Annotated in this window: 12 protein-coding genes; 9 read left to right on the top strand and 3 right to left on the bottom strand. The window is 65.5% G+C overall.

Features of this window, described 5'->3' with window-relative positions; translation table 11 throughout:
- The first annotated feature begins 110 nt into the window (after nt 1–110).
- The 4 genes from KCG88_RS31095 to KCG88_RS05145 all read left to right on the top strand — a co-directional run bounded on the left by KCG88_RS31095 (nt 111) and on the right by KCG88_RS05145 (nt 3,942).
- Nucleotides 111–233, top strand: a complete 123-nt coding sequence (locus KCG88_RS31095) for a hypothetical protein (protein ID WP_277814376.1) — start codon at nt 111–113, stop codon at nt 231–233.
- On the top strand, nt 233–1,705 hold the full coding sequence (locus KCG88_RS05155) for an alpha/beta hydrolase (RefSeq protein WP_246882550.1): 1,473 nt from the start codon (nt 233–235) through the stop codon (nt 1,703–1,705). The genes KCG88_RS31095 and KCG88_RS05155 overlap by 1 nt, the downstream gene beginning before the upstream one ends.
- Nucleotides 1,706–1,807: 102 nt before the next feature.
- On the top strand, nt 1,808–2,314 hold the full coding sequence (locus KCG88_RS05150) for a sn-glycerol-3-phosphate transporter (protein WP_210712133.1): 507 nt from the start codon (nt 1,808–1,810) through the stop codon (nt 2,312–2,314).
- 137 nt (nt 2,315–2,451) lie between these two features.
- Nucleotides 2,452–3,942: an aldehyde dehydrogenase family protein gene (locus tag KCG88_RS05145; RefSeq protein WP_210711890.1), complete on the top strand. Its 1,491-nt coding sequence runs from the start codon at nt 2,452–2,454 to the stop codon at nt 3,940–3,942.
- Between the two features lie 19 nt (nt 3,943–3,961).
- On the opposite strand, the gene KCG88_RS05140 is transcribed toward KCG88_RS05145, so the two are convergent.
- On the bottom strand, nt 3,962–4,432 hold the full coding sequence (locus KCG88_RS05140) for a hypothetical protein (RefSeq protein WP_047286554.1): 471 nt from the start codon (nt 4,430–4,432) through the stop codon (nt 3,962–3,964).
- Nucleotides 4,426–4,881 carry a glucosaminidase domain-containing protein gene (locus KCG88_RS05135; protein WP_015635634.1) on the bottom strand — a complete coding sequence of 152 codons (456 nt, stop codon included), beginning with the start codon at nt 4,879–4,881 and terminating at the stop codon, nt 4,426–4,428. Before KCG88_RS05135 ends, KCG88_RS05140 begins: the two co-directional genes overlap by 7 nt.
- Before the next feature lie 302 nt (nt 4,882–5,183).
- Here KCG88_RS05135 and KCG88_RS05130 point away from each other — a divergent pair, with 302 nt between their 5' ends.
- The 4 genes from KCG88_RS05130 to KCG88_RS05115 all read left to right on the top strand — a co-directional run bounded on the left by KCG88_RS05130 (nt 5,184) and on the right by KCG88_RS05115 (nt 9,194).
- Entirely contained in the window at nt 5,184–6,197 is a 1,014-nt protein-coding gene (locus KCG88_RS05130) for an iron ABC transporter substrate-binding protein (RefSeq protein ID WP_210711889.1), read from the top strand.
- 4 nt (nt 6,198–6,201) lie between these two features.
- On the top strand, nt 6,202–7,812 hold the full coding sequence (locus tag KCG88_RS05125) for an iron ABC transporter permease (RefSeq protein ID WP_210711888.1): 1,611 nt from the start codon (nt 6,202–6,204) through the stop codon (nt 7,810–7,812).
- Complete coding sequence (locus KCG88_RS05120) at nt 7,809–8,873, top strand: ABC transporter ATP-binding protein (RefSeq protein WP_047286562.1); 1,065 nt, start codon at nt 7,809–7,811, stop codon at nt 8,871–8,873. Before KCG88_RS05125 ends, KCG88_RS05120 begins: the two co-directional genes overlap by 4 nt.
- A gap of 108 nt (nt 8,874–8,981) precedes the next feature.
- Nucleotides 8,982–9,194 carry a DUF4880 domain-containing protein gene (locus KCG88_RS05115; protein WP_210711887.1) on the top strand — a complete coding sequence of 71 codons (213 nt, stop codon included), beginning with the start codon at nt 8,982–8,984 and terminating at the stop codon, nt 9,192–9,194.
- A 12-nt stretch (nt 9,195–9,206) separates the two neighbouring features.
- Here KCG88_RS05115 and KCG88_RS05110 read toward each other — a convergent pair whose 3' ends face one another.
- Complete coding sequence (locus tag KCG88_RS05110) at nt 9,207–10,148, bottom strand: tyrosine-type recombinase/integrase (RefSeq protein WP_047286568.1); 942 nt, start codon at nt 10,146–10,148, stop codon at nt 9,207–9,209.
- A gap of 462 nt (nt 10,149–10,610) precedes the next feature.
- On the opposite strand from KCG88_RS05110, the gene arnB reads away from it, so the two are divergent.
- Nucleotides 10,611–11,750: a UDP-4-amino-4-deoxy-L-arabinose aminotransferase gene (arnB, locus tag KCG88_RS05105; protein WP_047286570.1), complete on the top strand. Its 1,140-nt coding sequence runs from the start codon at nt 10,611–10,613 to the stop codon at nt 11,748–11,750.
- Nucleotides 11,751–11,755 lie beyond the last annotated feature (5 nt).

Genomic DNA, 11,755 nt, shown 5'->3' with positions numbered 1-11,755 from the left:
CTCCATCGCAGGTGTTCCTCGATCAGCTGCGCCCGGTCCACCGTCAGCCCTTGCGCCCGAGCCTGTTATGCTTGCGCGGTTACCAGCGCCCCCCATCTGTGCATGGGTTAATGGCCCAGAGGCGTCTGCAGAGGCTGGCGGACAGCGAGCTGGGCCAGGTGCAGCGCGTGGAACACCTGATTACCGGCGATCGACGCTGCGTCTATCGCATCCCTGCCACTCCAGTGAGTTGATGCCCGTGCCCCTGCCAGTCCTGTCCCGCCTGCTCAAACAGGGCGCGCTGATCCTCGGCGTCGCCACCCTGACCCTGTTGGCCTGGCGGGCTTACGACAGCGAGCGCGGCCCGGCGCTGCAGCCCTGGCACCTGCAGGTGCCCCATGAACTGAGCGTGGAGCAGTTGGACCACGCCGACTGGGGCGCCTGGCTGCAGGCCGAGGACCGGGTATTCACCGAGGTCCGGCAGCAGGTCAGCGAGCGCCTGGACCCCGGGCAGGTACCGCCCTTCAACCGCTACCGCCAGGACAGCCGCGCCTACCCGCCACGCTTTGCCACGAACTGGAACCGTTCCTACCTGCTGCGCCCGGCGGGGACGCCCCGGGGCGTGGTGGTACTGCTGCACGGCCTGACCGATTCGCCCTACAGCCTGCGGCATGTCGCCCAGCGCTACGTCGAGCACGGTTACCTGGCCATCGGCTTGCGCCTGCCCGGCCATGGCACGGTGCCGGCGGGGCTGACCGACGCCCAGTGGCAGGACTGGCTGGCCGCCACGCGCCTGGCCCTGCGTACTGCCCGGGCCGAAGTGCCGGCGCCGGCTCCGCTGCACCTGGTCGGCTACTCCAACGGCGCCGCACTGGCGGTCAAGTACACCCTGGATGCCTTGAGCGACCCGCAGTTGCCCCAGGCCCAGCGCCTGGTACTGATTTCCCCGATGATCGGCGTCGCCTCGTCCGCCCGTTTTGCCGGGCTGGCCGCCTTGCCCGCGGTGTTCCCGGCCTTCAGCAAGGCGGCGTGGCTCAACCTGCGGCCCGAATACAACCCGTTCAAGTACAACTCGTTTCCAGCCAATGCCGCGCGCCAGTCCTGGCTGCTGACCGACACCCTGCAAAAGCAGCTGCTGGCCCTGGTGGGCGATCCACGCCTGGCCCGGTTGCCACCTATCCTCAGCTTCCAGTCGTTGACCGACGCCACCGTCAGCACCCCGGCCCTGGTCAGTGGGCTGTACCGGCAACTGCCGGCCAACGGCAGTGAACTGGTGATCTTCGACCTCAACCGCGAGCGTGATTTCGAAGGGCTGCTGGACCCGGCCAGCGTCACCTCCCTGGCCAGCCTGCTACCGCCCGCGCCACGCAACTACACCACCCGCATCCTCAGCAACGAAGGCACGGGCAGCGCGACACTGGAAGAAGTGAGCACCCCGGCCCTGAGCCCGGACAGCAGCCGGCGGCCCCTTGGCCTGGCCTACCCGCCGGGGGTGTTTTCCCTGTCCCATGTGGCATTGCCCTTCCCCGTCGATGACGGCCTGTACGGCACCCACCCCAGCCCCGATGAGGATTTTGGCGTGCACCTGGGCACCATTGCCGCCCGTGGCGAACGGGGTGTGCTGGTGGTGCCCATGGACGAGCTGATGCGCCTGAGCGCGAACCCGTTCTACCCCTACCTGATCCAACGCATCGAGGCGCTGATAGATAAAGCAACAGTTCCTTGATTGATCCTGTGAATGCCTGAGTGGTAGTTTCGCCGCCCTCTACCCTCCTTGATTTCCGAGGGGGCGCAACTGCCGCCATGGCAGGGAAAGACCATGATCTCCATGCTTCATTCTCCGGCCCTGCGCTTGCCAACACCCAGGCACCGCACACTGAACACCATCGCTGCTGCCCTGCTGTTGCTGGGTGCCACCAGTGCCCAGGCCGACCCGCAACAGGACTTCTGGTACGTACAGACCAGCGTGTACACCAACCACTGGAGCAACGACCCCGACCACAACAACCACCAGAACCTGATCGGCCTGGAGCGCAACTACGCCGACGGTGAACTGTGGGGCGTGAGCACCTTTCGCAACTCCTTCTCCCAGCGTTCCTACTACGCCTATGTGGGCAAGGCCTGGGAAAATGCCGACTGGCCGGTTTACGCCAAGCTCAGTGGCGGCCTGATCCAGGGCTACAAGGGCGACTACAAGGACAAGATTCCGCTGAACCACTTCGGCGTGGCGCCGGTGCTGATCCCGGCCATCGGCACCCATTACGGCCCGGTGGGCGCAGAGCTGGTGGTGCTGGGTGCCGCGGCGGTGATGGTCAACGTCGGCTACCGTCTCTGAGTACCCGGCCTGCGCACAATCGTACAAGACGCCTCTGTACTCCCCTTCCTAGACTCCCCGCTGAATGACCACCGCGCCGCGGTGGCCCGGCGTTGCCATCGTTGCCAGTCCCGGCACACTTGGGAAGGGATCTTCCAATGCACGGTTTTCAACCCTGGAACCCGCAGTTCTATATCAATCCGCTGTACCTGCCGGCTTCCGGCGATGCCCCGCACCAGGTGTTCAACCCGGACACCCGCGAGCCCATCGGGCTCAACCCCAGTTGTACCAAGGACGATGTGCACACCGCAGTGGCGGCGGCCAACGTCGCCCACACCCTGTGGCGCCTGCTGGATACGGATCAGCGTCAGGCGCTGTTATTGCAACTGGCGGACAGCATGGCCGCCGACAGCGAACTGAACCGGCAGATCATCCGGCAGATGACTCGGGAACTGGCGCTTTGCGTGGCCGAGGCCCGGGCCGAGCTGGATCACTGCGCAGCCGTGTTCCGCTATTACGGGGCATTGGCCGACAGCGCTGCACCGGCCCCCGGCCCGAGCGGTGCAGCGCAGTGCCGGTTACGGTACGAGCCCTATGGCGTCAGCGTGCATATCCTGCCGTTCACCCTGGGCATTGCCCTGCTGGGGCGGACGTTGGCCGCGGCCCTGGCGGCGGGCAACAGTTGCCTGGTCAAGCCGGCGCAGAACGCCAGCCTGTCCACCCTGGCCTTCATGCAGCACTTCGCTGGCCTGCCGGCGGGGCTGGTTTCGTGCATTCCCGGGGACGCCGCCACCGCACAATGGCTGCTGCAGTCCAGCGGCACCCATGCGGTGGCCTTCACCGGCAGTGTGGGCGCTGCCAGCGCGGTGGCGGTGACCTGCGCCGAACTGCTCAAGCCCTGTGCGATCGAGAGCACTGGCCGCGGCGCGATGATCATTGCCCAGGATGCCGATGTCGCGCTTGCCGCCGCCTACGGAGCTCGCGCCGCCTTCAGCCGCGGTGGCCAGAGTTGCCTGTCGATCCAGCATTTTTTCGTCGAGACGCAGGTCCATGACCAGTTCGTCCGGCACTTCATCGAGCACACCCGCCACCCAGGCCACGACTCCAGCAGCGCTGTGCGGCCGCTGATCAGCCAGGCCGCACGGCACAAAGTCCGGCGGCTGGTGCGTGACGCCCTGGCCAAGGGCGCCGCACTGCTGGTCGGAGAACAGGCACTCGAAAACCCCCAGCCCGGCAGCCTGCAACCGCCGCTGATCCTCGCCGAGATCGACGACGACATGGTCATCACCCAGGAAGAGTGCCTGGGCCCGGTGGCGGTCATCCGTCGGGTGAGTGACCTTGGCGCAGCCGCGCAACTGGCCAACGATTGCCCGGCAAGCTTTGAAGTGACCCTGTTCAGCAAAGATCCGGTGCTCGCGGTCCAGCTGGCCCAACGCTTGCTGAGCGCCCGGGTACGGATCAACCCTCCGCCCGTGCCGAACCACCCCGACAGCGAGCACCAATGGACCCTGTCGCAATTGGCCGGCGACCTGTCTCCCAGCGCCCTGGACGCCTTCCGGCGGCCCAAGCGCCTGTTGCTCGGTGCAGCAGCGGGTCCGGCCACGCAGCAGGCGCCGGTGCAAACCTTCGCCGCAGGGCTGCCCGAGTGATGAGCCAGAGGTTGGGGGCTTATTGCGGGTCTTCGCAGCCCAGGCCCTCGCGCTGGCTTTTCTCATCCGCCAGGCTCTTGCCGGTGCGGGCCATCACCCGCCGCTGCAAGGCTCGCAGCTCGGCGCCATCAAGGCGCTTGCAGCTGTTGATTTCCCAGGTGTCGCCCGTGTTCAGGCTGACCGAGAACAAGCCCCAGTACTCGGTGGCCCCGGCCTTGGGGTCGTTGTAGCCGAGGCTGAAGTCGTAGTACCCGGGATGGGGTGGCTTGCCGTTTTCGTCCTGCAGGTCGCCGTCGATGAACACCCCGGGGCGCTGCAACTGATAGTCCTGGTGCTTGAGGGCCACCCGCAAGACCTGCTCCGCCTGTTCGCGGGTCAGGCCGCTGGCCTTGATCTGGGCCGGCTGCAGGTTATCGGTGGCGCAGGCCACCAGTGTGGTGCAGGCCAGGGACAGGCCAAGCACCCAGGAAGGGTTCTTGAATTTCAGCACGCCATGCGCCCTCTGACCGCAATGATGATGTCCGCCAGGTAGCGGGCGAAACCATCCCGGCCGCCGGTCTTGGCGTTTCCGGTGTTGTAGCCGCTGCGCACCAGCGCCTGGGCGAATGCCATGGGGTCACGCTGGCCACGTACCGCCGTGCCAAAGCTCGAAGCAAAGGACTGGGCGGACTTCTGGAAGGAGTCGAACTTGGCCACCTTGATGCTGGCGTTGCCCAGGGGCGCCTCGGCGCCGATCTGCAGGGGGGCCGGTGCGTGCATGGAAAAGTAGTTGTTCAGTTCCCGGGCAATGCGCCCGGTGCCGTACTGGCTTTCCTGGGCGGCCAGGCCCAGCAGGTTTTCCACGGGCAGGTCCAGCTGGTCGGCAATCGGCTGGCACACCGCCTTGTACTTGCTGACAAAGGTCACGGCACTGATGTTGTTGCAGAGTCTGGCGCTCACGTTTGTTCCCTCGGTTGGCCGGTCAATTCCATTGAATGCGGTTTTCGCCGCGTGATTATAAAGCAACGCGGAGCCCAGGCTGTCGAGTCCGTCACAGCCTTAAGGCCGGTGCTTTGACCGGCTAGCGCGAGAACCTTCGGGCATCACGGGAATTCACCATAAATTTGACGATTTTTTCTTGTTTGCCACTCTACATTGCGCGCAGTTTTCATTTGCAAATGATTCCTATTGTTCGGACTGCCCGGCAGCCCGACCCTTTCGGCCTGATGCAACCCAAAACCACCGCAGGAGCTGCCTTCTCCATGACCCCACGTTTCCCCTCACGTTTGAAAGCCGGCCTGCTGGTCGGTGCCTTGCTGACCGCCGGCCATGCCGATGCGGCCGATGCCGACGGCCTGCTGGTGTACAACGCCCAGCATGAAGGCCTGACCAAGGCCTGGGTCGAGGGCTTCACCCGCGACACCGGGATCAAGGTCACTCTGCGTAACGGTGATGACAGCGAAATGGGCAACCAGCTCGTGCAGGAAGGCCAGGCTTCGCCAGCGGACGTGTTCCTCACCGAGAACTCGCCGGCCATGGCCCTGGTGGACAACGCCGGGCTGTTCGCCAAAGTGGCTCCGACCACCCTGGAGCAAGTGGCCGATGCCTATCGTCCAACCCACGGCAACTGGGTGGGCATCGCCGCGCGCTCCACGGTGTTCGTCTACAACCCGGCCAAGCTGCAGCAGGCCGACCTGCCCAAGTCCCTGCTGGACCTGGCGAACCCAGCCTGGAAAGGCCGCTGGGCCGCATCCCCTGCCGGTGCCGATTTCCAGGCCATTGTCAGCGCGGTACTGGAACTCAAGGGCGAAGCCACCACCCTGGAATGGCTCAAAGGGATCAAGAGCAATGCCAGCCTCTACCGGGGCAACAGCGCGGTGCTCAAGGCGGTCAACGCCGGCCAGGTGGACAGTGGCGTGATCTACCACTACTACAGCTTCGTCGACCAGGCCAAAACGGGGGAAAACAGCAAGAACACCGCCCTGCACTACTTCAAGCATCAGGATCCAGGGGCGTTTGTCAGCCTTTCCGGCGGTGCGGTGCTGGCTTCCAGCAAGCACCAGGAGCAGGCCCAGGCGTTCCTCAAGTGGATCACCAGCGCCAAGGGCCAGGCAGTACTCGGCACCGGCAAGTCGTTCGAATACGCGGTCGGCCTGGGCGCGCAGTCCAATCCCAAGCTGGTGCCCCTGGCCGAGCTCGATGCGCCCAAAGTCGACGCCGCCAGGCTCAACAGCAAGAAAGCCGTGGACCTGATGACCCAGGCCGGTCTCCTGTAATCCCATGGCCGACGACCTGTCACGCTTGCCCGCCGGGGACACGACCCGGGTCGCTGCGGCAACCCACTCTGGCTATCGCCGCCATGGCCCGGGACGGCGGGCCGCTCCCTGGTTATTGGGCGCGGCGCTGCTGGTATCGCTGTGGGCGCTGCTGCCCCTGGGGTTTGTCGTCGGCATCTCGATCCAGACCGGCTGGGCGACCATCGCCGAGCTGGTGCTGCGCCCGCGGGTCGCGGAGCTGCTGGGCAATACCCTGTTGCTGCTGGTGCTGACCCTGCCTCTGTGCGTGCTGCTGGGGGTTGCGCTGGCCTGGTTGACCGAGCGCAGCGACCTGCCCGGGCGGCGTATCTGGTCGCTGCTGGCCGTGGCGCCCCTGGCCGTGCCGGCGTTCGTCCACAGCTATGCCTGGGTCAGCCTGGCGCCCGCGCTGCACGGTTTGCCGGCGGCGGTGCTGGTGTCAGTGATTGCCTATTTCCCCTTCGTCTACCTGCCGGCGGCGGCCACCCTGCGCCGGCTGGATCCGGCCCTGGAAGATGTGGCCGAAGCCCTGGGGCTCAAGCCCTGGGCCCTGTTCCTGCGGGTAGTGCTGCCACAGTTGCGCCTGGCCGTGGGCGGCGGTGCCTTGCTGGTGGGCCTGCATTTGCTGGCCGAGTACGGCCTATATGCAATGATCCGCTTCGACACCTTCACAACCGCCATCTACGACCAGTTCCAATCCACCTACAACGGCCCGGCGGCGAACATGCTGGCGGGCATCCTGGTGCTGTGCTGCCTGGTGCTGCTGGGGGTGGAGTCCGCCAGCCGCGGCCAGGCGCGCTATGCCCGAGTCGGCTCGGGCAGCCCTCGGGCCCAACGCATCCAGGCCTTGCGCGGTGTGGCACGGGCCGCCGGGCTGTTGCTGGCGGCGCTGACCAGTGCTCTGGCCCTGGGCGTGCCCCTGCTGACCCTGGGCAACTGGCTGCTGGCCGGCGGGCTTGAGGTGTGGCAGGTGCCGGAGCTGCTGCCCAGCCTGCGCCAGACCCTGATGCTGGCCAGCCTGGGGGCGCTGTTGACCACCTGCGCGGCGATCCCCGTGGCCTGGCTGTCGATCCGTGCCCCGGGGCGCCTGCTGCGGCTACTGGAAAGCTGCAACTACATCACCAGTTCCCTGCCCGGCATCGTGGTGGCCCTGGCCCTGGTGACGGTCACCGTGAGGTACGCCCGCCCCATCTACCAGACCAGTTTCACCGTGCTCCTGGCCTACTTACTGATGTTCCTGCCCCGGGCCCTGGTCAGCCTGCGGGCGGGTATTGCCCAGGCGCCGGTGGAGCTGGAAAACATCGCCCGCAGCCTGGGCCGCTCGCCGCTCCAGGCACTGTGGCACGTCACCCTGCGCTTGGCGGCACCGGGAGCGGCAGCCGGCGCGGCTCTGGTGTTCCTGGCCATCAGCAATGAACTGACCGCGACCCTGCTGCTGGCGCCCAACGGCACTCGCACCCTGGCCACCGGCTTCTGGGCCAGGACCAGCGAGATCGACTACGCCGCCGCGGCGCCCTATGCCCTGATCATGATCCTGTTGTCCCTGCCGTTGACCGGCCTTCTCTATCACCAATCCAGACGTACGGCGGGCCGATGAACGCTCTCGAACTCCACGCAGTGCACAAATCCTTCGGCGGCGCACCGGCGGTGCAGGACATCAGCCTCAGCGTGCCCACTGGCAGCCGCACGGCCATTGTCGGCCCTTCCGGCTCGGGCAAGACCACCTTGCTGCGGATGATCGCCGGCTTCGAGTTTCCCGATCGCGGGCGCATCAGCCTCAATGGCCAGGTGCTGGTGGACGCTCAGGGCGCGGTACCGGCCCATCAGCGGCTGATCGGCTATGTACCCCAGGATGGCGCGCTGTTTCCGCACCTCAACGTGGCGGCCAATATCGGCTTCGGCCTGACGGGCAAGAGCCCGCAGAGGCAGCAGCGCATTGCCGAGTTGCTGGACATGGTGGCTCTGGACAGCAGCCTGGCCAGCCGTTGGCCCCACGAGCTTTCCGGCGGCCAGCAACAACGGGTTGCCCTGGCCCGGGCCCTGGCGCAGCGCCCGCGGCTGATGCTTCTGGACGAGCCCTTTTCCGCCCTCGATACCGGTCTGCGGGCCTCGATGCGCAAGGCCGTGGCGCGGCTTCTGGCTGAGGCCGGGGTGACCACCATTCTGGTCACCCATGACCAGGCCGAGGCCTTGTCCTTTGCCGACCAGTTGGCGGTGATGCGCCAGGGCCGGCTGGTGCAGGCCGGTGCGCCGCTGGAGCTGTACCAGCACCCGCGGGACGCCCAGACTGCGCTGTTTCTCGGCGAAGCCGTGCTGCTGCCGGCGCAGCTGGACCAGGGGCTGGCCCAATGTGACCTGGGGCAGGTGCCGATCCGCGATCGTTCGCTCAAGGGCCCGGCGCGGATCATGCTGCGCCCCGAGCAACTGCAGGTGCTGGCGGACGACGGCGATGGCACAGGCAGTTGCCCGGGAGTGGTCAGGGACTGCGACTTTGCCGGCAATACCTGCACCCTGAGCATCGGTGTGGCCGGTGCCGGGGGGCATGAACAGCTGGTGCCGGTTCGCAGTTCCGGCCTGCATGCGCTACCGGCCGGCAGCCGGGTGCGCATCCGCACCCTGGGGCACGCCCATGTGCTGGGGGCGGACCCCGGCGTTTGAGCGAAGGTGCTGCCCTTGGTCATGGTCATGCGCGGCAATCGCTCCGATACTTTAGCCACGCCGCTGTACGCGGTGGCTATCGGCTCCACCTTGAACAAGGAATGAACCATGACTGATTCTGCCAGCCAAGCAGAGGATTACCTGATGATGCAGGCCGCGCACTGGTGCATGCGCCTGCGCGAGGCCGATTGCAGCCTGGCCGAGCGCCGGGCTTTCGAGGACTGGCTGCAGAGCGACCCGAGCCATGCCTTCGAGTACGCGAAGATGCTGGAAGTCTGGGACCTTACCGGGCAGTTGTCGCCCACCCTGCCCTTGCTCTGAGCCTGCCGCGGCCTACAGATCGAAGCGGTCGATGGCCCGGCGCCGTTCGTTGTCATCACGCAGGTCATAGCTGGCGGTGGTCTGGATGTTGCTGTGGTGAGCCAGTTTCTGTGCCAGCGACAGGTCGTGCTCCTCGATCACCCGGGTGATGAACGAGCGCCGGAAGTCGTGGGGCATGATCCGCACGCCAACCTCGGCCCCGCGTTGCCGGGCAATGTAGTAGATGGCGTGCTTGGTGATGCGCTCGCGAGTGATGTGCCCGCCCCGGCGGATGCGGTTGAACAGGAACGGGTCGTCTACCAGGCCCGCGGGCAGATGCCGGCGGCGAAGCTCCAGCCAGGCCTGCAGCTTGTCGAAAGCCCAGGTGGGGGCGTACTTGATCAACTGACGATTGCCCTTGGCCAGCACCTGCAGGCTGCGCTCGCTGAAATCCACCTGGGCCAGGTCCAGGTTGACCGACTCGGACTTGCGCATGCCCGAGCCATAGAGCAGCGCAATCAGCGCCGCATCGCGCACGCCCTGGGGGCGCGGGTCGCCAGCGCACACGGCCATCAGTTCGTGGATCAGGCCACGCTTGAGGTTGCGCCCGCGAGCCAGGCGCGTGCCGCTGATGGCCTTGACCGAACGCATCTTAAGCAGGTGGTCCTGGCTGATCAGGCTGGCGCGCCACGCCTCGTTCATCACTCCGCGCAGGGCGTTGACGTACAGCGATGAAGTGTTGGGCGCATACCCGTCTTCGCGCAAGGTGGCCACCAGGGCCGTGACATGCTCGGGTTGCAGCAGGTGCCAGGGGATTTCTTCGAGGTTTCGTTCGGCGTAGCCCAGGCGGTCGGCGGCATCCTGCAGCACATAGCGCAGGGTCGACTGGCTGGAGGGGGCCAGGCGCTTGAGGTATAGATTCAGCGGGTTTGGTGCGCCCGGGCTAACGGAGCAGCCGGGACCAGGCAGGTTCATAGGTTCTCCTCTGAGCAAGGTTGCACCGGGTAGCACCGCAGCGAGGCGAAAAAAATATTTCCGGTGGCCCCTTCAAGTCGCCTTGGAAACTGGTTACAAAAGTCGCCACGGCGGCGTACTACGAAAACTTTGGAAATAAACTGAACACTAGCTGTCTGGCTTGCAGAAAAACGGACTTTTTCCTTATTTTTCATATTCGTTTCACATTTTTCCGCTTAATCTCAGCCCCCGACAGCCAACCGTCCGAGTGCAGTTTTTTCTCAGGTTGCAAAGATAACACCTTGATCCACCTTTACTTTTCACAAACCTGGTCTTTACTGATCCGCTGCATGGAATGCCCTGTTGGCTCAATAATTGGATGCGCCTTGATGACTGCAAGACCTCCCCGCTTTCCATGAACGGTCCGTTCACCCGCAGCAACCCGTATTCCAGCAACTCGCATTGTGTAAACCCGAGGTAACCATGAACCAGGCTTTCCTTCCTTTCTCGCGCCCGAGTATTGGCGAAGAAGAGATTGCTGCAGTGGAGCAGGTTCTGCGCTCCGGCTGGATCACCACCGGCCCGAAAAACCAGGAACTGGAACAGCAGTTCGCCGAACGTGTCGGCGCCCGCCACGCCGTGGCACTGTCCTCCGCCACCGGCGCCATGCACATCACCCTGCTGGCCCTGGGCATCGGCCCCGGGGATGAAGTGATCACCCCGTCGCAGACCTGGGTCTCCACCGCCAACATGATCTGCCTGCTGGGCGCCACCCCGGTGTTCGTCGATGTCGACCCCGACACCCTGATGAGCGACGCCGCCACCATCGAAGCCGCCATCACCCCGCGCACCAAGGCAATCATCCCGGTCCACTACGCCGGCGCAGCCTTCGACCTCGACCCGCTCTACGCCCTGGCCGACAAGCACGGTATTGCAGTGATCGAAGACGCCGCCCACGCCGCCGGTACCACCTACCGCGGCCGCGCCATCGGTGCCCGGGGCACGGCGATCTTTTCCTTCCACGCGATCAAGAACATGACCTGCGCCGAAGGCGCGATGTTCGTCAGCGATGACGAAGCCCTGGCCAACCGCGTGCGCATGCTCAAGTTCCACGGCCTGGGAGTGGACGCCTACGATCGCCTGACCCATGGCCGCAAGCCACAGGCCCAGGTCATCGAGCCCGGCTTCAAGTACAACCTGGCGGACATGAACGCGGCCATTGCCCTGGTGCAACTGCAACGCCTGGACGAAATCAACGCCAAGCGCGAAGTGCTGGCCAAGGCCTACCTGCAGCGCCTTGAAGGCTTGCCGGTACAGCCCCTGCTCCTGCCCCAGTACCCGCAGCAGCATGCCTGGCACCTGTTCATCCTGCGCATCGATGCCGAGCGTTGCGGCCTGGACCGCGAAGCCTTCATGAAAGGCCTGCAGGAACAGAACATCGGTACCGGTATCCACTTCATTGCGACCCACCTGCATACCTATTACCGACAGCGCTTCCCTGAAGTGCACCTGCCCCATACCGAATGGAATTCGGCGCGGCTATGCTCGATCCCACTGTTTCCGGACATGACCCTTGACGATGTCGAGCGGGTGACCGGTGCCATCGCAAACCTTTTGGACTGAAGCCT

The sequence above is a fragment of the Pseudomonas sp. MWU349 genome, assembly GCF_017947325.1.
GTDB lineage: Bacteria > Pseudomonadota > Gammaproteobacteria > Pseudomonadales > Pseudomonadaceae > Aquipseudomonas > Aquipseudomonas protegens.
This window is presented reverse-complemented; position numbering and strand designations above follow the sequence as displayed.